Annotated in this window: 20 protein-coding genes; 3 read left to right on the top strand and 17 right to left on the bottom strand. The window is 54.3% G+C overall.

The window, feature by feature from the left end; all coding sequences use genetic code 11:
- Positions 1-87 precede the first annotated feature (87 nt).
- Positions 88-2091, bottom strand: a complete 2004-nt coding sequence (locus AOP6_RS04210; protein ID WP_155875373.1) for an ATP-binding protein — start codon at positions 2089-2091, stop codon at positions 88-90.
- Between the two features lie 380 nt (positions 2092-2471).
- On the opposite strand from AOP6_RS04210, the gene AOP6_RS04205 reads away from it, so the two are divergent.
- Both AOP6_RS04205 and AOP6_RS04195 read left to right on the top strand, forming a co-directional pair.
- On the top strand, positions 2472-3491 hold the full coding sequence (locus AOP6_RS04205; RefSeq protein WP_346015138.1) for a methyltransferase domain-containing selenoprotein MduS: 1020 nt from the start codon (positions 2472-2474) through the stop codon (positions 3489-3491).
- A gap of 284 nt (positions 3492-3775) precedes the next feature.
- Entirely contained in the window at positions 3776-4144 is a 369-nt protein-coding gene (locus AOP6_RS04195; RefSeq protein WP_155875370.1) for a hypothetical protein, read from the top strand.
- A 437-nt stretch (positions 4145-4581) separates the two neighbouring features.
- Here AOP6_RS04195 and AOP6_RS04190 read toward each other — a convergent pair whose 3' ends face one another.
- The 16 genes from AOP6_RS04190 to AOP6_RS04115 form a co-directional block, all read right to left on the bottom strand.
- Complete coding sequence (locus AOP6_RS04190) at positions 4582-5193, bottom strand: transmembrane anchor protein (protein ID WP_155875369.1); 612 nt, start codon at positions 5191-5193, stop codon at positions 4582-4584.
- Between the two features lie 43 nt (positions 5194-5236).
- Positions 5237-5950: a HupE/UreJ family protein gene (locus AOP6_RS04185; RefSeq protein ID WP_155875368.1), complete on the bottom strand. Its 714-nt coding sequence runs from the start codon at positions 5948-5950 to the stop codon at positions 5237-5239.
- A 46-nt stretch (positions 5951-5996) separates the two neighbouring features.
- Positions 5997-6449 (bottom strand): hypothetical protein, encoded by a 453-nt coding sequence (locus AOP6_RS04180; RefSeq protein WP_155875367.1) that lies wholly within the window; start codon positions 6447-6449, stop codon positions 5997-5999.
- Positions 6450-6485: 36 nt separating this feature from the next.
- Complete coding sequence (gene dmeF / locus AOP6_RS04175) at positions 6486-7439, bottom strand: CDF family Co(II)/Ni(II) efflux transporter DmeF (protein ID WP_155875366.1); 954 nt, start codon at positions 7437-7439, stop codon at positions 6486-6488.
- Positions 7440-7479: 40 nt separating this feature from the next.
- A complete protein-coding gene (locus AOP6_RS04170) occupies positions 7480-7758 on the bottom strand; it encodes a metal-sensitive transcriptional regulator (RefSeq protein ID WP_155875365.1) in 279 nt (92 codons plus the stop codon).
- Between the two features lie 299 nt (positions 7759-8057).
- Positions 8058-9143 (bottom strand): calcium/sodium antiporter, encoded by a 1086-nt coding sequence (locus AOP6_RS04165; RefSeq protein ID WP_155875364.1) that lies wholly within the window; start codon positions 9141-9143, stop codon positions 8058-8060.
- Between the two features lie 159 nt (positions 9144-9302).
- Positions 9303-10403: a tetratricopeptide repeat protein gene (locus AOP6_RS04160; RefSeq protein ID WP_213194753.1), complete on the bottom strand. Its 1101-nt coding sequence runs from the start codon at positions 10401-10403 to the stop codon at positions 9303-9305.
- A 148-nt stretch (positions 10404-10551) separates the two neighbouring features.
- Complete coding sequence (locus AOP6_RS04155) at positions 10552-11199, bottom strand: energy transducer TonB (protein WP_155875362.1); 648 nt, start codon at positions 11197-11199, stop codon at positions 10552-10554.
- Positions 11200-11201: 2 nt separating this feature from the next.
- Positions 11202-11615 (bottom strand): biopolymer transporter ExbD, encoded by a 414-nt coding sequence (locus AOP6_RS04150; protein WP_155875361.1) that lies wholly within the window; start codon positions 11613-11615, stop codon positions 11202-11204.
- Positions 11602-12150, bottom strand: a complete 549-nt coding sequence (locus tag AOP6_RS04145) for a MotA/TolQ/ExbB proton channel family protein (protein WP_155875360.1) — start codon at positions 12148-12150, stop codon at positions 11602-11604. Before AOP6_RS04145 ends, AOP6_RS04150 begins: the two co-directional genes overlap by 14 nt.
- On the bottom strand, positions 12150-13496 hold the full coding sequence (locus tag AOP6_RS04140) for a MotA/TolQ/ExbB proton channel family protein (protein ID WP_155875359.1): 1347 nt from the start codon (positions 13494-13496) through the stop codon (positions 12150-12152). The genes AOP6_RS04145 and AOP6_RS04140 overlap by 1 nt, the downstream gene beginning before the upstream one ends.
- Entirely contained in the window at positions 13493-14272 is a 780-nt protein-coding gene (locus AOP6_RS04135) for a DUF3450 domain-containing protein (RefSeq protein WP_155875358.1), read from the bottom strand. Before AOP6_RS04135 ends, AOP6_RS04140 begins: the two co-directional genes overlap by 4 nt.
- 6 nt (positions 14273-14278) lie before the next feature.
- Entirely contained in the window at positions 14279-15388 is a 1110-nt protein-coding gene (locus tag AOP6_RS04130; RefSeq protein WP_155875357.1) for a PepSY-associated TM helix domain-containing protein, read from the bottom strand.
- 11 nt (positions 15389-15399) lie between these two features.
- A complete protein-coding gene (locus AOP6_RS04125; RefSeq protein WP_213194752.1) occupies positions 15400-17541 on the bottom strand; it encodes a TonB-dependent receptor in 2142 nt (713 codons plus the stop codon).
- A 357-nt stretch (positions 17542-17898) separates the two neighbouring features.
- Positions 17899-18078: a hemin uptake protein HemP gene (locus tag AOP6_RS04120; RefSeq protein ID WP_155875356.1), complete on the bottom strand. Its 180-nt coding sequence runs from the start codon at positions 18076-18078 to the stop codon at positions 17899-17901.
- 377 nt (positions 18079-18455) lie between these two features.
- On the bottom strand, positions 18456-18818 hold the full coding sequence (locus AOP6_RS04115; protein WP_155875355.1) for a hypothetical protein: 363 nt from the start codon (positions 18816-18818) through the stop codon (positions 18456-18458).
- On the opposite strand from AOP6_RS04115, the gene AOP6_RS04110 reads away from it, so the two are divergent.
- Positions 18817-21111 (top strand): heavy metal translocating P-type ATPase, encoded by a 2295-nt coding sequence (locus AOP6_RS04110; protein WP_155875354.1) that lies wholly within the window; start codon positions 18817-18819, stop codon positions 21109-21111. The two genes, AOP6_RS04115 and AOP6_RS04110, sit on opposite strands and share 2 nt — an antisense overlap.
- Positions 21112-21184 lie beyond the last annotated feature (73 nt).

Here is a 21184-nt window from a genome sequence, read left to right as displayed (position 1 = left end):
CTCTGTAGGGCACCACTCCAATTCTCCTTTCCTTTCCTCGGTCACCCATCCTTTTCCCCGTAACATTCTTATTATAGATACACCCATTCATGTTGTTGTTTCAGTTTCAACATCATCCTGAGTTTCAATTTCTTCCACGGTAATTACCCCCTGGATAAACTCCTCATAGTGGTCCCTCAGGTGTTTTATTGATGCACCTTTATCTGCTTGGTACTCTAGCTTCTCTTGGAAGAATTGGAGTCGCGCACGGTTCTCATTAATCACTTGCGCCCATGTCTTCACGAAAATGGAGATACTATTCTTTTGATGGATTAGGCCAGATGAATCCTGTATCCGATTTTTTGCGTAATCTCCAAAATCATCACTGATAACCCAGAATACCCATCTTGTATTTAAATTCCTGAATCTCTCGTCCTCCATAATCGAGAATGCATATTCTTCGATCTGTGGAATCTCTTTCCGATCGACTTTAACCTTAGGTGCTTTCAATTCCACGACCAAATGCGTCAGCTCGTTTGCCCGGTGGCATCGGATTGCCCTAGACACCATGAGGTCGACAATGCCAGTGGTTTTCGTAATGTGTTTCACGGGCTCATCAATAATTACGTCTTCGCCTATCAGCTTTTTATGTTTTCTAAGCACTTCTGTGAGCGACTGATCATTTACAGAGAGGTTGTACTCTTCACCAAATAGCCAGCAATTTTGTGCAATGATTCCATGGAGCTGTGACCGCTCTTTGAGATGTTTTTTGAACTCTGCATCGAACAGAATACTCTCCAAAGCATCCAGAAATTTCAATCGATCTGCGACAACTTTGGCGGCGCTAATGATGGCTGACAGGGACACGTTACGGAGCAGGTCTGCCAATTCCGCTTGCTTTCGTTTCGGCAGTTTCAATACTTCTTCAAGGATGAATTGAAGCTCCTCGGGGCTCTGCTCCATGGCGTGACGAAGCAACCTTAGATGGAGAGCCTTGCTCTTGGCAGGAGTCGAGGCGAAGTCAGGCATATACCTAGCGACATTAACAGCTACAATGTCGAAGACCTGTCGCTCAACCCGATCTACTTGCGTTGCGGCTTCGCTCTCATAGGGATAGATCCTCTCTTCTTTCCACTCTTCCACCAATGTCTTCGCCTCTTGGGCTGCCCGCTCGCGGAAATAATCCTTGATATTTTGAACGGCTTCGAGGAGTGCCTTACTGATGAAGGGATTGGATTCACAAAAATCCAATGTATTTTCCTTTTGAAATTTTGTAATGAAATCTGAGGAGAGATAGGCCGAAAACTGAAAGTTGCCAGCTTGGAGTCTTCGCGAAACACGAATCAGTGGAAGTCTTCTTTCATTGCAAAGGTAGAATGACCGGTTGGTCGACGTCTTCCACTCAATCACTGAAAGCCGCACAGGATAATGCTTTCCGCCCTCAACAATGTCGCTTAGGTTGGCAAAATGCCGGGTGGCGATCACGCTGGTCGGGTTCAACTTTTTTGTATCAACTTGGATCGAGACAGCCGGATAATCAGTCAAGTACAGGGCGAACGTCTCATTAAGAGCTTGAATTCCTTCGTCGCTGGTCAATATTTTAAAGTCTCTATGTGGTTCGGTAATGGTGAGGAGCACACCTCGTCTTTTCTGAGCAGGAGCAGGTTTCTCTTCAGAAATAACGACCTCTTGAATATCGTCTGCCGTAATCTTGATTTTATAGGTCCAAAGCTCCGCTCCTTTTTCGTAAGTCACCTCCCACTCAGCCCCAAGCCCGAGCGCTAGGGCTTTGAACCGGCCTCGTCCATCTTGGCCGTGAAGAAAACGCCCTTCCTTTTTGGTCCTGCCTCCTAACCTTTTCCAGGATCCGCCCAGGTTCTGGAACAAACCCGGAGCCTCAGAATAAGGCATTCCAAAACCGTTATCACTGACGATGATGGCTGAGAGAGTATCAAGGTCGTTATATTCAAGATGAACCTCCACAGTGGTTGCGTCGGCATCCAGGCTATTCCAAATTAATTCTTCTAGTGCTTGTACCGGATCAGCTCGGGTGATTTTATTCAAGTAGTCCGATTGGACCTGAACTCGATAGGAACGGTTTTTCTCGCTCATGATTTAAGCTCCCCCTTAGACAGACAACTCAAAATTAGAGCCCAAAACGAAAAACCGCCGGCCAGCGTAATGCAAGCAACGGAGGCTTGTTATTCGTCTGAATCTAATCAGGGCCGATACCATCCTCCACCTCCTTAATGGCAGACGAAAAAGACTTGGTCAATTTAGCCCAGTCAGTTCCTTAAGTCAAAGGGAGGATAGCGTCCGAAATTTCGTCCTGGTGGTTTTTTGCCACTTCCGAAAGGCCGTACCATTTTTTCTTACGGTTCCTGAATTATGAGAATACCCCGCCCGGTGATCCGAGCGGGGTTTCAGTGCTTTAAAAGTCGTGACATTTGAGTCTCAAGCTGTAAACTCTCTGACAGCGAGGCTGCCAGCACATGACGTCAGAGAATAGACAAAAAATCGAACAGAAATCTCAGTGGAACAAGGTGTTCATTGAGGAGATGGCCTTCTTCGGACAGGGACCCAGCGAATTTGCGAAAAAGTCCCTGGAACTGTTCCGACGCGAGGCTGTGCGGTCGCTGCTGGAACTAGGCTGTGGCCAAGGACGAGATACCATTTTTTTAGCGCGCAACGATCTTCACGTAACGGCACTGGACTATTCGGATGCCGCCGTGGCCACCACCCTGGAGAAGGCTGCAACGGCCGGCGTGTCATCGATGGTCGTCTCCCGGGTTCACGATGTCAGGCAAGTTCTCCCCTTCCCCGATGCTTCCTTTGATGCCTGCTACTCACACATGCTGCTGTGCATGGAGCTATCGACCGCAGAGATTGACTTTATCCTCGGCGAGATTCTCCGAGTGTTGCGGCCTGGCGGCCTTGTCGTCTATTCCGTGCGCAGCGACCGGGATAAGCATTACCGGTTTGGCACACATCTGGGCGAGGATATCTACCAGATAGGCGACTTCGTCGTCCACTTCTTCACCACGGAAAAGATCCGAAGTCTGGCCAAGGGCTATACCACCCTGGGAGTTGAGCGCCTGACGGAGGGAAGTCTTCCGCGCGATTTGTATTGCGTCACCATGAAGAAAGAGCCTACGGCCGGGACATCGCCCAATAACCTTTGCGAGGAGCGGGACATGGCTGATCCGCTGGATAAGTTTCAGGAGTTCATGGATGCCGCCTTGGCACCCGGTGTCCTCAACCATAAAACAAAACAACTGGTCGCCTTGGGAGCGGCACTTGCCGCCGGATGTGATCCCTGAACGGACTTCGGCCTCGCAGGTGCGAGGCAGGCCGGGGCAACGAAAGCGGAAATGGAGGAAGTGGCGGCGATTGCCATGACCGTCAATGCTTTCAAAACCCGCGCACTGTTCGCCGGAAAGACTAAAGAGATCGAGGAGCATGCGCCATCAGCAAGCAATGGGGCTCCCGAGATCCCCCCAGGGGAAACCTGAGGAGTGTAAGTGAGCGCTTCAGTTGAAGTAGTGGCTTGAGTGAATACAATTACAAATTATCTCGGCAATTATCTCTCCACCTTGGAGAGGCTGCCATCTCTTTGTGCCGGGTTCTTCTCGAATCCCCTTCTTTGTTGAGGCGGCATATAAAATTCGCCTGGAAATTTGTGTATAAAAATTGCGCATTATCAGAAACGCTCACGATCTTGTCATTGGGGGCGTTTCTAGTCCAGAGACCAGTGATATACTGTGCATACAAACCAGAAGCTTATTGAGAGAGGGCTATGCGCAAGGACAATGTATTGAATGCCATGGAGCAGACGAAACGGAAAAAGGTCCTTTTTTTTGATGCATGGAAACGTGGCGTCGCCTACCTCGGCCCCGAACTGTTCGGCCCGGGAACACTCGCTACAGCTAAGGACAAGAATGATCTACAACCTCTGCCGCAAGCGGTTGAGGCCATTTTTGCCAGGGAAAGTGGTGGCGTAAAGCAGTTCATAGCGGCGATGGTAAGTTTTTATGATCCGGTCTGGGGTGAAGAACTGGTGGATCGTATCGACTGCATCAAGTCAATCTGCGGCTTGACTTACAATCTGGATCACGAGTGTACCCAAATTCTTTGTGAGCTCCTGCTGAATTATGAGGGTTGGTGAGAAAAGCCATACTCCCTGTTCTTTTTGCTCGATGGACTTTGATCGCCATCTAATAGTGCCACGAATGTCCAGCCTTATAGGAAACGCCCACAATATGGTAATCGTAGGCGTTTAGAGATAGGCGCTACAGAAAATCTAAATACTGGGCACTGTCACCTGCCCTAAAGTTTATGTTCAGCAGACAAACAACCAGTGGAGAATTCAACACAAGTGCAGACCTTGCCGAAAGCTCAAAAAGAACGGGTGCGCGATTTCTCTACCCGCGCACCCGTAGCAAACATTTGGATTTAGCCGCTTTATTTGTAAAGAGGCTTTTCAATCCCCCACGACAAACTTAGGACCTTTGAACTCAGCCCTCTCCATATTCGATGCAAGGTTTTCAATCAAAACGCCCGCAACAAGCTGCGGGCGTTTTGGTTTGACTGGGCTATAAAAGATCAGATGACCTCATCGATCTCAGAGTGTTCTCCTTCTACCTGAAGGGTAATCGTCATCGACGTTGAGGTGCGATTGCGCCAGAACCACCCGTGTTTTCCGTCAAACTCTGCGACCAGCTCCCCTTCTTCACGTTGGGAGCGCCCTTTCTGCCAACTTTTGTAATTGATCTTGTGCTTGACGGAATCGGAGTGACCGTCGAAATTGGCGGCCCCCCCGTCCGTGTACCAGACGTAGCGTGCCCGCTCCCCTTTGTTCAATGTCAGCTTGATTTCCTTGCCCTCGTTGGGGGCCAAGGTCAATTTCAGGCTGTCCTTCCGCAGGTCGGTGACTGTCTCGACCGACTTCTGTTCAATGTTTTGAGTTGGTTGAGCGGGTGTTATGGCTGCGGGCTCCTCGGTGCTCTGCGCCGCTTCTTCCTGCGCCAGGGAAACTTTGATTTCCCCCATTTTGGTCAGTCCCAGAACCTTGCCGACCCCAGTGGGATCGATGCCGTACTCGGCGGGTAAAATTGCGACGACCAGAAGGAAGGCGGCCACCACGGCGGCCACGATGGTGGACTTGATGAGCTTTGCGCTTGAGGGCAGATCTGCCGGATTTGGTGCATGTTGCATGGCATTATATCCTTTTCTGCTATGAAATTATGTGGTTGAGGGGTTAGGAGACGAAATAGCCGGTCAACTGATATCCCACGAGCAGGAAACCTCCCGTCATGAGCAGTACGTTGGCACCATAGGCATGACGCATGAATCCTCTGGTGCGTCGCCAGTATCCCATGGCGATAAGGATCAGACCCAGGGCCATGAGCTGCCCCAGCTCCACGCCCACATTGAAGGCGATCAGATTCGTCACCAGACCATCGGCGGACACTTCGTATTCCAGAATCTTGGTGGCGAGGCCGAACCCGTGGAAAAGTCCGAAGATCAGCGTGGCCAACTTGGTGTTGGGCTGAAAGCTGAACCAACGCTGGTACGCACCCATGTTGTCCAGTGCTTTGTAAACGATGGACAGGCCAATGATGGCGTCTATGAGGTAGGCGCTGACGCTGACATTCATCAGAACCCCGGCGATCAACGTCACCGAATGGCCTACGGCGAACAGGGTGACGTAAACGCCGATGTCCTTGATGCGATACAAAAAGAAAATAACCCCAAAGAGAAAAAGGATATGGTCATAGCCGGTGACCATATGCTTGGCTCCGAGATAAATAAAGGGCAGGGTCATGGCACCGCTGATTTCCTGAATATATCCTTTGTCACCTGCGGTCACACCGTGGGCGAGCGCATCTGCCGCACCAACCAGGACAAGCGCCAACAGGACAAAGCACCACGTCAGGCCACTTCCGGCCCGGTAGTTTTTGAACATTTTCATAGCGTTCCTTTTGAAAAACAGTCGATTGGAAGAATAAAGTGAAGGATCAGGCAAGACTATAAATGACGGGTGGGGCGCGGGCGGGGGGACGGCCGACAATCCAAGTGCCGCTGCCTCCAAAGACATAGGGAGCTTGTATGGTGCGGGCTTCTGGGGCGGGGATAGGGATGTCCCGCGCACAGAGCACTGCGAGCATCTTTAATTTACTGTCGCCACCCGCCTTGCCGCGAAAAGTTTTCCAGCTGGTCTGGTGTTTATATACATGCGCGGTTTTATCCGGCGCCTCATGACTGTGCTCCCCGTGGGGTTCCGCGTCGCCGTGATTTCCGTCCAGGGGCCCGGGCACCAACGTGATGTGTCCGAGCGTCAACTCACCGTCTTCAGAACCATGTTGATGATGAACATGGGAAGACTGCCAGAGAGAAATGCACAGGAAGGCCACCACCAGCATTGGAGCCAGGAAGTATTTCGTCCTCGTATGTCGAAACGGAAGAGTCATGATGTCCAAATTGCTATTTCAGCAGGCAAACCGGCATCAGCTCTGATTACAGGCACAAAGCTGATTTGTACAGTTATGAATCTCAATCGTCGTGTGTTTCAGCCTGGCGATATGTGATAGGCGAGAACAATATTCCGATGGGTTTCGTTTTTCCTTGGTGACGACGGTTATCGCGGCCGCGAGAACGTTCGAATTGAGAGGCCAGATATGAAGGTCGCCGACAACACTGTCGCCATCTGATTCAATCGCATGGACCACAGCATCCCGGACGTCCTTGTCACCATTTCCGTCAAGCAGGATGAAGGCGCTGCTCCGGAGCAGGCCCCATGCCCATCGGGCTATCAAAATTCCGCCGACAATCCCCATAGCGGGGTCGAGAAATGACCAGCCCCAAAATTTCCCCGACACCAGCGCCACAATAGCCAGGACGGAGGTCAAGGCATCGGCAAGAACATGCAGGTAGGCAGCCCGAAGATTGTGGTCATGATGATGGTGTCCGTGTTCATGGTCATGGCTGTGGTCGTGATGACTGGTTTCTTTACCGTGAAGCATCCAGATACTCAGAACATTGACCGCTAGACCGACTATCGCGACAAGAATAGCCTCATCAAAAGAAATCCTTACGGGGTTGAAAAAACGGCCAACCGACTCGACAATCATATAAAGGGCCGTGCCACCCAAAAACAATGCGCTGGTATAACCGGACAGGATGCCGAATTTACCGGTTCCGAAACCGAACTTCGACGAACCTGAGTACCTTCTCGCCATTATGTAGGCAAAATAGGTGATCCCCAAGGCAAAAGCATGGGTCCCCATGTGCCATCCGTCGGCCAGAAGAGCCATGGACCCAGTCAAGACCCCGGCGAGGATTTCAACGCACATCGTGATGCCGGTGAGGACGAGCACTTTCAATGTCCGATTTTCGTTGTCACGGGCATCTCCGTCGAAATCGTGCTCATGACGGATCTGTCTTATCGTGTCGGCATGCATATTATTCCTGCTCCCGTATTTCTGCTTATGCCCAGAGCCTCTACCGCATTTTCCCGAGATGCTCTATGAGTTCTTCAATCAGATGGTCCCGATTATCGTTCTGGAGAGTCGCGTTCTGGATGCAGCCGCGCAAATGATCCCCAACGATTTGGGTCCAAACCCCACGGATAGCACCGGAAACAGAGACGACCTGACGGAGAACCTCTATGCAGTCCCTGTCATTCTCAATCATTCCGCAAAGGCCCCTAACCTGACCTTCAATTCGGTTAAGCCGTTTGATCAGGCGTTCCTTGTCCTGATCGGTTCCGCATAGAGCCATAATTGCCTCCCAATGTATAGTATATAGGGGTATACCCTATATATAAAAGACGGCAAAATGTCAATCGGCAACTTTCTGCATCTATTGCCCTAGGGTGTGATCTTGCGGAAAGGCCCCTGAATTTCCATGGGTTCATCGCTATCGCGACCGCCTGTTCGACCTCCAGGACTCGCACGGTAAAGTTTCTCAGGTCGCCCAAGACTCTGGCCGCCAAACAAACGTCTACTGAATATTTTTAAGATTCACTTGTGCACCACATTTGGACGAATACCTCGGGGACTTAGCTTAAAGTCAATGGCTTATGGTGAGTGGCGACCTTTTCTGGCGCGGATCTCCCGCAGAGCCACGATACCCAGGGTCAGAGCGGTCAGAGGCAGGATGAAATAGAGCATCGCCGCGTTGAACCGGGGCAGAGCGGCATGTTGAGACGTTGCCAGAATCAGGAAAAGGGTATAGGCCGCGTAATAGCCGAGCAGAATAGCGCCTTCAAAGCGACTGATGCGGTTGCCGGTAAAGAAAATGGGCAGACAGGCGACGGCGACGGTAATCATGATGGGGATATCGAAGCGCAACAGTGCACTCGAAACCTCCATTCCCGTTGGCGAGATGAGGCTTGCCAAGCCGAGAACGCCCATGATGTTAAAAATATTGCTGCCGATTATATTGCCCACGGCGATATCGACCTTACCGCGCAAAGTGGCGATCAACGATGTCACCACCTCGGGCAGTGATGTGCCGGCGGCCACGATGGTCAGGCCAATGACCTCTTCACTCAGTCCAAGAGCCTGGGCGATAGTCACAGCACTTTCCACCAGCCAGCGTGAGCCGAGCACCAACAGTGCGAGGCCGCCGACCACCAAGAGGGAATTTTTCAGCCAGCCGGGTTCGTCCCGGTCCTCCGCGGCGAATTCTCCGGCATATTCTTGCTCTACCGCAGCACTTTCTCTGCGACTCTGGCGGATTAAAAAGAAAATGTAGGAGATCAGACCGGCAAAGAGCAACCCCCCGTCGAGGCGGCTGAAACTGTTATCGTAACCGAAGACCAACATCAGCACCGAGAGCAGGATCATCAGGGGCACGTCAAGACGCACCAATTGTTGCGAAACCACCAGCGGTGCTGCGAGGGCCGAGAGCCCAAGGATGAAGAGGACGTTAAAAATATTGCTGCCGACCACGTTCCCCAGAGCGATGCTCGCCTGATCCGATAGTGCAGCCTTGATACTGACGGCCAGTTCCGGCGAACTGGTACCGAAGGCTACGACTGTGAGACCAATGATCAAGGGCGAAATGCCAAAGCCGGCGGCCAAGTGTGATGCTCCGCGCACCAGGCCTTCGGCGCCGAGGACAAGAAGAATCAGTCCAGCGAGCAGCAGCAGGAAGGTCATGGTCGTTTTCCCTTTATGACAGCATAATCCGGGTTGCCCCTATTCTGGGTATAAACATGATTATAACCGAGGACAGGGAAGAAAAAAGCGGTAATCATGCCAGACTGCCCAAGCGAGGAAGACAACCTAAAAGGGAGAAATAAAGGCGCACATGAAGGTTCAGGATTCGTTGGAAAGAGCCAGAAACGCCAGCCACTGCTGTGCCGCTTCCCGAACACGGGGATTTCTTTCGGCCTTTTCGAAAGCTTCCTTCGCCTGTACACGTTGGTCTAGTTCATAGCGGGACATGCCAAGCAACAGCCACGCCTCCCCTTCGCGATCGGCCGTCTTTGTTGCCAGCGCCTTTTCCAGCACCACAGATGCGTCTTGCCAGTTACCTGCACCATAGTGAATCTGTCCCAGACGTAGGTAGGCTTTACCACTGGCTTTTATTTGAGCGGTTTTTTCCAGGGCAACAGCGGCTTGCCTGGTCTCCCGTGCCTGCAGCCATAGTTCTGAAAGCAGTTCCAGATTCTCTGGACTCATTTCAAGCTTTTCAGTCTTAAGAGCCTCTTCCATCGTCAGAGCGCCCTTATATGGCAGCTCCAGGTAGGCATAGATTCTGACCAGATTCAGCACCTCAGAGCTTTCGGTCAGCAATCCCTGCCGGTGGGCTGACTCCAGAATAGAGAGAGCGCGCCAGTTTTCATTTCTGCTTAACAACAGCGAAGCCGCCTGCTGCCAAAACTCCTTTTTCTCGGGGAAATGCCGGATCATCTCCTCCAGCAGCCTAATGCAGGCCTCTTCGTCACGGACTTCATAGTGGGCAGCCAAAAGTAATCTGTACCATGATTCTTTCGGTTTATTGGCGAGTTTGATCGCCTGGCGCAAAGGAGTAATCGCTTCTCGAAACTTTTGGAGCTGCGCATAGCCACTGCCTAGGAGAAGATAGGCTTCTGCCGAAGGGGCAGTGGCGCGGACAAACCAACCTTCCAGGGTTTTGATGGACCTTTCAACATCATCCAGGCTCATGTAGATCTGAGCCAGGTCATACTGGGTACTCAGATAGAGTCCCTCGGGGAGAAGAGGCTCTGCCAGCGCCTGTTCAAAACACCGGGCCGCCTCGGCATAGTCCGATGCGGAGACGTGGAGATACCCTAACGTCCGCATCACCACAGCTTTCTCGTAAGGGCGCTTTTCCACACGGTCAAGCAGGCGCAAAAGATTTTTCCTGGCCTGATCGACAGAACCATTGTCCATGAGGGTGTGAATCTCTTCCAAAGCCCTGTATGTCCCCTGAGGCAGGACAGGTGAGTTCTGTCCCCCATCTTCACCAGGTCGGCTCGCCTGGACTGGAAACGCCACCGAAAAAAACAGCACAAGAGAAGCGAGCAGACAAAGAAGTGTAGGTCCGGTTTTCATCATGAGCTCATTCGTTCAGGTTAAAGGTGATGATCTGGGTCGCCAGACGGGAAACGGCCTGGCCGTTTTCCATCCTCGGCTTGAACTTCCAACGCATGATGGCCGCCAGCGCCGCCTGTTCGAAAACTCCCGGAGGATTCGAATCGATAACGGTGGGATTCATGACCATTCCTGTTTCGGTAATCGTGAACTCGACCCGGACCTCTCCTTCGAGACCACGCATCTGCGCCATGCGCGGATAAAGAGGAGTGATTCGGACCAGAGGGATAAGATCAGCCTCACCTCCGCTCACCCCGAGCCCCATACCGGTTGGAACTCCCGACAACACCCCTGCCAATGATGGCGCTCCGACCAAGCTGACCGGAACCTCCACAGAGGGGGCCGCCATGGCGACCTGGGGAATCTTCGGGGGCGACACTGTCGCGGTGGATACCATTTTGGGGGCTGTCACCTGCTGAGGTAACTTGGGTTTTTCCGGCAGTACCCTGCGACGTACATTGGTCTGGGATTCCCGATCATAGCGGGTAAATTCGATCATCCTGATGCGCCCGCTGTCCTCCGCAAGATGTGTATCGGCGGCGGTCATGGCCTGCATCATCCAGAACAGGGAAAGAGTGACGACGACACCGCCACAGAGAGCACCAACGAACCGCATAGCTAGTGTGCCTCCGCATTTGCAGCAATGGAGATATTGGTGACACCGCCCAGCCTGGCCTGATCCATCACCTGCACCAGGGTTCCGGTAGAGGCTTCCCGGTCGGCCTGAATGACGACAGCACCTTCTGGGTTCTCGGCGAGCAGCCGCTCAACATTGGCGCGAACCGCACGCACATCCACAGCCCGCTGATCGATCCAGATCTCGCCATTCTGGCGGATGCCGATCAGGATATTACCGCGTTCCGTGCGTTGGGCACTCTTGGCATCGGGGCGGTTGACCTCGATCCCCGATTCCTTGATAAAAGAGGTCGTGACAATAAAGAAGATCAGCATGATAAAAACGATATCCAGCATCGGCGTCATGTTGATTTCGGCGTCCTCCTCCTGGGAGGAGAAGTGTCTACGGGTTTTCATGACTAAATTCCTCGTCGAAGCGCAGCGAATCCGCCAACCGCTGGGACTGCTGACGGACCTGCTGCTGAAGGCGGGCGCTGAAGTAGATTCCCGACAGAGCCACCACCATGCCGGCCATGGTGGGGATCGTTGCACGAGAGACGCCGGACGCCATGGCGCGGGCGTTCCCCGTGCCGGTTACCGCAAGGACATCGAAGACCTCGATCATGCCGGTGACCGTACCAAGCAGGCCAAGGAGGGGGCAGAGGGCGATCAGCGTCTTGATCAGCGAAAGGGAATGTCCCAGCTCGATACCAGCCCTTGAAATCATCCCCTCCCGAATGCGTCTGGCACACCAGGACGAGCGCTCCTGCCGCTGCCCCCACTCTTCCCGCCAGGAGCGTACCCGTTCCGGATAGACCCGGCGCAGGTACCAGGCACGCTCGATGATCAGGGACCAGAGGACAAGGGAAGCCAAGAGGATGGCCCACAGCACGTAAGAACCTGTCTCCAGAAAGGTCCACACGGCCCCCAGTGCGGAAAAAGGCGTACTCATTATTTGCCTTCCTCCAAGCCGGTAGCCAGCAGCCCCGCACTCTGCTCATCGAGAAGACGAACCAGAGACTTGCTGCGTGAGGCGACCAGGTTATGGAGAAAGACAAGGGGAATGGCGACCACCAAGCCAAGGGCAGTGGTTACAAGCGCTTGCGAGATGCCGTTGGCCATGAGCTTGGGATCACCGGTGCCGAAAAGGGTAATGGACTGGAAGGTGGCAATCATCCCGGTGACTGTTCCCAGCAGTCCCAGCAAGGGAGCTACCGCCGCCAGCAGCTTCAGCATCGCCTGCCCCCTTTCCAGCCGGGGCGCCTCGCGCAATATCGCTTCATCCAGCATCAGCTCAAGCGTTTCTGGTTCGGTGGACCGGGCTTGCGAGGGCACCAAAAGGACACGGCCCAGGGGATTGTCGTCGCAAGGGACCGCGAGGTTTTTCAACTGCCGCTGCACCCGGGAGCCGATCAGGGCCAGGTAGCCCAGACGTTCGCCCGCCAGAATAAGACCGATTCCTCCCAAAGCCAGAATCAGGAAGCCAACAGAGCCCCCCTGGCGGATGCGCTCCCCAAGACCAGGCGACTGCACCAAGGCTTCAAGAATCGCACCTCGACTGGGATCTATCGCCATAGGTGTCACGCCGTCGCGAACGGACTCGATATTTTCAGCGAGCTTCAGGTAGCGCCCGGCAGGTTGTCGGGGGAGCTCGGCCAGCCGCCCTGACTCAGGGAGGTAGTGGAGATAGCGCCCGTTCGCCACTACGGAAAAAACGCCGACGCGGGTGGCCATCGCATCGTGGCGCTCGCCGCCGCCAGCGACCACCTCGGCGGGAAAGCTCACCACCTTCCCCGATTCGGTCATCTCCTGAAGCAGGACAAACCACAGCTGCTCCAACTCGTCCACGTTAGGCAGTTCCCTGGTCCGGCTAAGCCGCTGGAGAAAATCACTCCGGCCTGGATACTGGGCGGACACCAGCGACTGGTCGATCACCCCCTTGAGGTCACCGGCGCTCTGTCGCACTGTCCCGAACAGCTCGCCCAATACCCCCAATCGTTCGCGCAGGGTGGCCTCCTTGGTCGTCAGCTGCTTTTCATTGGAATCGAAAACATACCTCAGCTGATCGCCGCGCCGCTTTTCGGCAGCCAGTTCCATGCGGGCTTCACGCAGCAGGTCATTCCGGCGCGTCTTCTCTTTCAGAAAGCTCTCTTCACGTTCGGTGTTCAGACGGCGTTCACGGCTCTGCGTCGTTTTTACTTCGCGCAACAGTTCGTCGAAATCAGCCGGGGTCGCTCCCAGCAGAAGGGACGGGAAAAGCGCCATCAGGACCAGGGCAAGAACAACGTGGGTTTTCATTGGATCACCTCCGGCGCCTTCACGGGCAGGGTTAGCAGATCAGGAGCCGACTGTTTGCGGGCGATGCGCAGACCGTCCCGAATCGACTGGCGGTAGTCCGCATCCAGGTGCCGCCAGGCACCGGCACTTCGGTCCCAGTGTCCCACCTCTCGCCCATCTAGACTCTGATAATAAAGCCCGACCCGGCCCAGGCGCAGAAAATCGACTGTTCGCGTCACATCTCCACTGGCAAGCTCCGCCCGATACCCCTCGATGGTGCGGCCGTAGTCATTTTCGATCTGATAGGCCTCAAGGATACGCCGGTACTTCTCGGACACCGAAACGTCAGAACGATCCATCAATTCACGCAGATTCTGAAGACGCCGACCACGCTCCTCGGGGAGGAAGGGCAGGTCAAGAGCCACGAAGTTATCCAGGGCATCGACCATGCGCAGCATCAAAGGGACGATGTCCCGATGGGTAGAGGCGATTTCGGCAATCTGCCGGTCAAGAGAAACCATCTCCTCTTGCTGCGCATCGGTCATACGCTGCAGCTGGTCATTGTAAGTACGCAAACTCTCGTTCTCACGAAGCACAGCACGGTATTGCTCGAACATCTCTCGTGTTTCGTCGTCCAGGGCGTCGACTTTTTTCTGGGATAGACGGGCGGCCTGATTGGTCTCTATGGTCTCTGCCAGGGCTGAGCCCAGCGCGTCCTCCGCGTGCAGAGAACTTGAGAAAAAAACCTGTAGAACCAGCAGGCAAATTGCAAAGACAGAGGGGAAAAACGGTCGCATTTTTAGTTACCTTTTAATTATCGTTTGGGTAGTTGCGCACTTGCGGTACTTTTGCCGCCACATCAGGAGGCCTGTGCCAAAAAGCAGGGCCGGGGCCGTACCGGTCAGAAGAATCAGCCAGCGCCCCGCCAGGCCCAGGGCATCTCCATTGTGCAAAGGAAATTGCCAGGCGAGCAATTTGCTGCCAAAGGCAATATGGTCGGCATCCCATATCGCCAGGATCTTGCCGCTGTATTGGTCCACCCAGACAGTCGTAACGGCATGGGAGGACCAGGGTTCGCCAGGTTTCTTGAGAGCCAGCTCAAAGGCACCGGCTTCCCCCTGGGGCAAAAAAACACGTTTGAGGACAGCAGCAGGATAGAGCTGACGGCCGATGTCCACCGCCTCATCGATGCTCAAGGGAATTTTTCCTGAGCCTGATTGGGGTTTCGGCCGCTGATCGAAGGTAGTGACCGATCCTGCCAGTGTTTTGGTGACATGGGGGAAAACCAGGTTGACTCCGGAGAATGCTACCAGAAGGAGCACTGGCAGAAGCAGGACACCAACCAGGTTGTGCAGATCACCTGCAAAGCGGAAGGTTCCGCGATCGCGCTTCACCGAAAGCGCTCTGACCCAGCCCCCCCGTCGCCGAGGCCACCAGAGATAGATGCCGCTTAGACAAATGACCAGCAAACCGATACCGCAGACTCCCACGAGGTACTTGCCCGTAGTCCCGGCGAGCAGTGTGTAGTGGAGCCGGTACAGCCAGCTCATGGGATACTCACCCCACGTCCGCACAGCTAAAACTTTTGCGTCTTCTGGTGCCACGCTGACTTCCAGCGGCCCGGAAGCACCCTCTGGCGCTGGAAAGCGCACAACATGCGAACTGCCGGGCTGCCGGGACAGGTGGAGCCTGACCGGCGTCTCCTCACCGGGGGCAGCGGCGCTGGCCGAAGCCAGCACCGCCGCCAAGGACGCGGAAGACCTCGACTCTATCCTTGTCACGGTTTCCGGTGTCAGAAACTCGTCCAAGGCATGGTCGAACACGAGCAAACTTCCGGTAAGGCCGATCAAGGCCAGGGGCAGGCCTAGAACAAGCCCAACATATCTATGGAGTTGGATCAAAAAACGGCGCATGGGTTATGTGCTTAGAAAGTAATGTCGTAGCCCAAGGTCACCGTACGCCCGCGCCCTTTGAAATACTGATCATCGCGGGTAGTGGCTGACTGCGAGTAATAGGTCACATAATCCTCGTTCAACAGGTTCTCGACCCCGACGGTTAGGCGCCCCATCGGCAGGAGATAACTGGCGCCGGCGTCAAGCAGCTCATAGCCGTTGAAGTTAAGCTCGGGATTCTCGTGATCCTTGTCAAAAAAGAAGCTGGCCTGCAGATGGGTATTGAGCTTGTTCGTCCAACGAGCCTGCCAACGTGCGGTGAACCTGTCCGGTGAGATGTTGCGCCCATCGAGATCCTTGTCCACCTTGCCGTCACCATTGCTATCGTAGCGTCCATCGATGTTCGCATAGGAGGCTTTCAACCGGTGCACCTCGGTCAAGTCCAGTCGGGCACTTGCCTCCACCCCTTTGATCTCCGTCTTCTCACGGCGGACCTCAAAGATGCCGCCGACGTTATCCAGGCGCGAGCCAAGATCGGAGTCGGACTCGAAATAGCTCACTTCGAACCCCAGACGGTCCCAGTTCAGGCGCAGACCGATTTCGCGATTATCAGTAAGGATAGGCTGCAGATCGAGAAAGTTATCGACGTCCTGACCGGTCTGGCCGATGCCGCGCAGAACCCGGCCCACATCCGGCATACCAAATCCTTCAGAATAGTTACCAAAAATCTGAGCCCACTCTGTCGCCTGATAGACCGCCCCGATATTGAAGAGAGTCTCGTCGAAGCTGGGGCTGCCACCCTCTACCGTGACGCCACCCTCAGCCGGATTCGTTGAATAAATTGTCCGGAAAGTGTCTACATCCAGCTTGGCATACTCATAGCGCGCTCCGCCATGAAGAGTCAGGCGCTTAAGAGGACGCAGTTCCGCCTGCAGGAAAGGGGCATAGTTTCGAAAGCGCGTCTCCGGGACCCACTCCCGACCTGTCTCGGCAAGAACCTGCTTGGTCTCGTCCTGCAACACGTCCATACCGCCAGTCAGCTTCAGCCGGTTAGCCAAGAGGCCATCACGACTTACGGTCAACTTTCCGCCCAGCTTGTCTGATTCATTTTGGGACTGATCGAACAGCTCCCCACTCGGATCGATATTCGGGTCTTGAAAACTTGCGAACGTTCCGCCCCCAAAACGAGCCCGGAATCGCTGGCCATAGAGCTGAAGGGCCACTTTGTTGCCGGCCAGGTTGTCGTGTGTATAGGCCAGGCTGGTGGTCAGGGACTCATTGCGGGGCGCGTCGCCAGCCGGAGATCCCTGCCGGGACGTAGCCGCTATCCCTTCGCTACGATCTCCGGGGACGGGGACATAATCATGATCCCCTTCCAGATAGAAGCGGTTGAGGGTTAACTCCAGGTTTTGGTTTTCATCAAACCAGTAACCGAGCTTGAGCATAACGTCATGGCTGTCCGAATCCATGATGTCGCCCTGCGTTCCGTCCACCCCGATCGGTTCACCGTCGGCGTCGTAGAAGAGTCCCCGGGCTTTGTAGCTGGCAGCGGCCAGCAGGTCCCAATTACCGCGGCTTCCTTCGACCCGATAATCAACTTCGTAGCTCATCCCTTCAGAGTCGTAGTCCGTCGGCGCGGTAATACGTACACCTGCGTGCTGCTTGGCAGTGGCGCTCTGGGGACGACGCGTGACGAAATTGATAATTCCCCCGGTGGCTCCCAGACCATGCTCTGCGCTGGCCCCGTGGATGATTTCAATCCTTTCGACCATCTCCAGATCGATGGTATAGGCGTCCCGGGCACTGTCACGCAGGGGGGTGGACTGGGGAACACCGTCAATCATGAAAAGGGTTGAACGTCCGCGAAAGGTTTCGCCCGAGCTGGTCAACTTCTGCCGGCTGGGCGAATAGGACGGAATCAGATTGCCTAATACCTGGCCCTGGTCACGCGTGATCAGGAGCTGATCTTCGATTTCTTTCCGGGTTACGATGGTGATTTTCTGCGGTGTTTTACCGACAGCTGTATTGGAGCGGGTGGCACTGACGCTCAGCTCGTCGAGTTCGAGGGCCTCATCCGCTGTAGAAGCCGTCTTCTCCTGTGCCCAGGCACTCCCGCCCATGGCCATGACCAGCAAGAAGCAATTGATCAATAAATAAAGCTTGTTCTTTTTCATCCCACATCTCCTTAAATATTCAGGGCAACTCTTAGGTTGACAATATCTTGACATTAACCGAGCCGATGCCCGGCAAACCCTGCCGTCTTTGGAGCTGACCACCCAGCTAATTGCTGAGGGCGGCCATGACCCTTTCTTCATCGGTTCGAAGGAACCGGCCCTGTGCTACAACCGCAAAGGAAAAACGACGGGACAAAAAGGACAGAATACGAGATGAAATAGCGGGGACTGTAAATCTACGTGACATGCGTATACCTCTTGACGTAAAGACGTTGAAAGTAGCGTTGGCTGGCTTCGTCTCGCCGAAAGAGGCAAACGTGGCTGGCTGGATTCATTTAGGGCAAAGGCCCAAATGGATTACTTGGTAAGGATGAGTTTTTCGTTGCTTGTGATTCTCAGGCGATACTCTTTGCCGGCATGTTCGATGAACACCTCACGCAATTCCCCAAAAAGCTCGGGGCTGTCATACGTTCGCCGGTTATTCTTTTCACTGTCGCCTGCACTCAAACCGGATACGCCCTGCCGGGCATTAGCCATGATTTCTCCTCCTTTCGCTGGCATGTTTTTGACAATCCTTTTTACCTTCTTCTGAAAAGCGGTTTATTTTCTTGTAAACAAGTGTCAACTCTTGACTTGGCTACCTCAAGGTAGAGAATTGTTTCCTATTTTTTCAGGTTGCCTCGCCTGGCATCAGCCTTGTCGCAATTTCGTTAATTGATAACGGTTTTCATTTTCCTTGTCAACAGATAATTTTTTCTTTTTTGTGGTCTGACTCATCAGTGCCACCCCCTCGGGTGCCCACCCCACACAGCAGGTAGAGTAATAGGGTGATGAGGCACCACACCCGGAACATTCTGATTTCCAAAGCTTTTTTGGTAAATACCCGGCGATTTTCACTGACCAGCAAAGATCTGTCAATCGGCATCGAAATCTGACCCATCAACGGCGTCCAACCGCGACCCACTGCGAACCCGTTTTGTATCTAATTTCATTGGTTTGTAATGTTTTACACAGTTGGACCATGTGCTGATGGTGGGCAAAGTTGACAGCCGATCAACAGGTGCAATGGCATAATGCAGTGGGGTCCCATGGTGCAATGGATGACCCTTTGTTTGTTTGCAAAAAACAGAAACGGGAGATCCAATCAAGCAAAATCGATCATAAGCAGTAGAATTAATGTAATTTTCTTTTTTCGAAAGTACAGACAGACGGCGGTACTGCAAATCTGGAAAACATATTCCAATGAATTCATTCCCGAAAGAAAAGGTGTAAATCATGCGAGATCCTGTATGCGGCATGGAGGTCACCTCCGATTCCAAAGGCGGAACAGCACAGTGGAAGGGAGAAACCTATACCTTCTGCTCGGATAAATGCCGAGAGAAGTTCACGGCTGATCCCGATGCCTATCTTCATCCGCAGCCGAAAACATCCGATCCGGCTGCTGCGTCGCGGAAATACACCTGTCCGATGCACCCCGAAATTATCCAGCAGGGGCCAGGAAACTGCCCCAAATGCGGCATGGATCTGGAGCCCTTGAGTGCGTCCAGCAACGACGCTGAAGAGGAAGAGGCGGCTATTCGGAGCTTGAAGCGCAAAACTCTTGTTGCCGGCGCGCTGACCCTGCCCGTTCTGCTTCTCGCTTTCGATAGCATGATTCCAGGGCTCTCCTTTGAAGGGTTCCTTTCGGCGAAGCTTCAGGGCTGGTTGGAGCTTATTCTGGCGACACCCGTCATTCTGTGGGCGGGCAGCATGTTTTTCACTCGAGGCTGGCGATCCATCGTCAACCGCAGCCTGAACATGTTCACACTCATCATGCTGGGTGTCGGTGCGGCCTATGCTTATAGCGTCGTGGCGGTTTTGTTTCCGGAACTTTTCCCGGATTCCTTCCGCATGCATGGTGAAGTCGCCCTGTATTTCGAGGCGGGCACGGTCATCACGACCCTCATCCTGTTCGGGCAGTGGCTCGAAGCCCGCGCCCGGCGGCAGACCGGTAAAGCCATCCAGAGTTTGCTGGGCCTCGCGGCCAAAACCGCGCACCGGGTCAAGGAAGACGGTGAGGAAGAGGAAGTGGAGATCGACGCCATTAAAAAAGGCGACCACCTGCGCGTGCGGCCCGGCGAAAAGATTCCTCTCGACGGCGTCATTCTCGACGGAAAAAGCACGATTGACGAATCCATGCTCACCGGCGAGCCGATTCCCGTGAAGAAAGGCGTGAATGACAAAGTCATCGGCGCCACAGTCAACCAGACCGGCAGCTTCGTCATGCGCGCTGAGGCCGTGGGCGAGGAAACCATGCTCGCCCGGATCGTAAAAATGGTCGCCGAGGCCCAACGCAGCCGGGCACCAATCCAGAAACTGGCCGACCAGGTCGCGGGCTATTTTGTGCCTGCGGTCGTATTGACCGCCCTGATCGCTTTCGCGGTCTGGGCCGCCTTCGGCCCGGCGCCAGCCATGGCCTACGCCATCGTGGTCGCCGTTTCTGTGCTGATTATCGCCTGCCCCTGCGCGCTGGGTCTGGCCACCCCCATGTCGATCATGGTCGGTGTCGGCATAGGTGCCCAAAACGGCATCCTGATCAAAAACGCCGAAGCCATCGAACGCGCTGAAAAGGTCACGCACCTCATCACCGACAAGACCGGCACGCTCACCGAGGGCAAGCCCTCAGTTGTCGATGCGCAAGCGCCAGACGAGGTTAAAACCGGCGACTTGTTGCGTCTGGCGGCGGCCGTCGAGTCTCAGTCCGAGCACCCCCTCGCCCGGGCTGTTGTCGATAAGGCGAAGCAAGAGGATCTGGAACTGCCGGACATCACCGACTTCGAGAGCACGACCGGTGGCGGCGTCCAGGCCAGAATCGAAGGTGCGCTGATTCGTATCGGCAAAAGGACATTCCTCGAAGCGGCAAACATCACCATCCCCGCCGCGCTGACGAAGGAAGCGGAGCGACTGCAAGGTGAGGCCAAGACAGTCATCTGGGCGGGACGCGACGATCAGCTCCTCGGCCTCATCGCCATCGCAGATCCGATCAAAAGAACCTCGAAGGAGGCTATCGAATCGCTGCACGAGATGGGAATCACCGTGGTCATGTGCACAGGGGATAATCTGCGCACTGCCAAAGCCGTGGCCAAAGAACTGGGGATCGACGAAATACATGCCGAAGTCTCTCCCGAGGACAAACAACGCATTGTCAATGAATTGAAGGCTAAGGGACACCGCGTTGCCATGGCGGGTGACGGAATCAATGACGCGCCCGCCCTTGCTGCCGCCGATGTGGGTGTCGCCATGGGCACAGGCACGGACGTTGCCATCGAGAGTGCCGGCCTGACCCTGGTGAAGGGCGACCTGCGTGGCATTGTGAGTGGCTTACGCCTCAGCCGCGCGGTTATGCTCAATATCCGCCAGAACCTGTTTTTCGCCTTTATCTACAATGCAACCGGTGTACCTATCGCAGCTGGAGTGCTCTATCCCATCTTCGGCATCCTGCTCAGCCCGATGATCGCCGGTGCCGCCATGGCCTTCAGTTCCGTTTCGGTCATCAGCAACGCCTTACGGCTGCGCAAGGTCACGCTATAATCGTGTAGCGAACCTTGCGACCAGATACAAACAATCGGCGTGGACCAGACAATCCGGCCACAATGGATCGGAT

Source organism: Desulfuromonas sp. AOP6, from assembly GCF_009731355.2.
Lineage (GTDB): Bacteria > Desulfobacterota > Desulfuromonadia > Desulfuromonadales > SZUA-540 > SZUA-540.
The sequence above is the reverse complement of the archived record's forward strand: the minus strand, read 5'-3'. Positions and strand labels throughout refer to the sequence as shown.

What these genes read in the sequence shown, in the direction of transcription:
- AOP6_RS04210 (WP_155875373.1), bottom strand. Translation starts at nt 2,091, where the DNA reads ATGAGCGAGAAAAACCGTTCCTATCGAGTTCAGGTCCAATCGGACTAC.
- AOP6_RS04195 (WP_155875370.1), top strand. Translation starts at nt 3,776, where the DNA reads ATGCGCAAGGACAATGTATTGAATGCCATGGAGCAGACGAAACGGAAA.
- AOP6_RS04190 (WP_155875369.1), bottom strand. Translation starts at nt 5,193, where the DNA reads ATGCAACATGCACCAAATCCGGCAGATCTGCCCTCAAGCGCAAAGCTC.
- AOP6_RS04185 (WP_155875368.1), bottom strand. Translation starts at nt 5,950, where the DNA reads ATGAAAATGTTCAAAAACTACCGGGCCGGAAGTGGCCTGACGTGGTGC.
- AOP6_RS04180 (WP_155875367.1), bottom strand. Translation starts at nt 6,449, where the DNA reads ATGACTCTTCCGTTTCGACATACGAGGACGAAATACTTCCTGGCTCCA.
- dmeF (WP_155875366.1), bottom strand. Translation starts at nt 7,439, where the DNA reads ATGCATGCCGACACGATAAGACAGATCCGTCATGAGCACGATTTCGAC.
- AOP6_RS04170 (WP_155875365.1), bottom strand. Translation starts at nt 7,758, where the DNA reads ATGGCTCTATGCGGAACCGATCAGGACAAGGAACGCCTGATCAAACGG.
- AOP6_RS04165 (WP_155875364.1), bottom strand. Translation starts at nt 9,143, where the DNA reads ATGACCTTCCTGCTGCTGCTCGCTGGACTGATTCTTCTTGTCCTCGGC.
- AOP6_RS04155 (WP_155875362.1), bottom strand. Translation starts at nt 11,199, where the DNA reads ATGCGGTTCGTTGGTGCTCTCTGTGGCGGTGTCGTCGTCACTCTTTCC.
- AOP6_RS04150 (WP_155875361.1), bottom strand. Translation starts at nt 11,615, where the DNA reads ATGAAAACCCGTAGACACTTCTCCTCCCAGGAGGAGGACGCCGAAATC.
- AOP6_RS04145 (WP_155875360.1), bottom strand. Translation starts at nt 12,150, where the DNA reads ATGAGTACGCCTTTTTCCGCACTGGGGGCCGTGTGGACCTTTCTGGAG.
- AOP6_RS04140 (WP_155875359.1), bottom strand. Translation starts at nt 13,496, where the DNA reads ATGAAAACCCACGTTGTTCTTGCCCTGGTCCTGATGGCGCTTTTCCCG.
- AOP6_RS04135 (WP_155875358.1), bottom strand. Translation starts at nt 14,272, where the DNA reads ATGCGACCGTTTTTCCCCTCTGTCTTTGCAATTTGCCTGCTGGTTCTA.
- AOP6_RS04130 (WP_155875357.1), bottom strand. Translation starts at nt 15,388, where the DNA reads ATGCGCCGTTTTTTGATCCAACTCCATAGATATGTTGGGCTTGTTCTA.
- AOP6_RS04125 (WP_213194752.1), bottom strand. Translation starts at nt 17,541, where the DNA reads ATGAAAAAGAACAAGCTTTATTTATTGATCAATTGCTTCTTGCTGGTC.
- AOP6_RS04120 (WP_155875356.1), bottom strand. Translation starts at nt 18,078, where the DNA reads ATGGCTAATGCCCGGCAGGGCGTATCCGGTTTGAGTGCAGGCGACAGT.
- AOP6_RS04110 (WP_155875354.1), top strand. Translation starts at nt 18,817, where the DNA reads ATGCGAGATCCTGTATGCGGCATGGAGGTCACCTCCGATTCCAAAGGC.
- AOP6_RS04115 (WP_155875355.1), bottom strand. Translation starts at nt 18,818, where the DNA reads ATGATTTACACCTTTTCTTTCGGGAATGAATTCATTGGAATATGTTTT.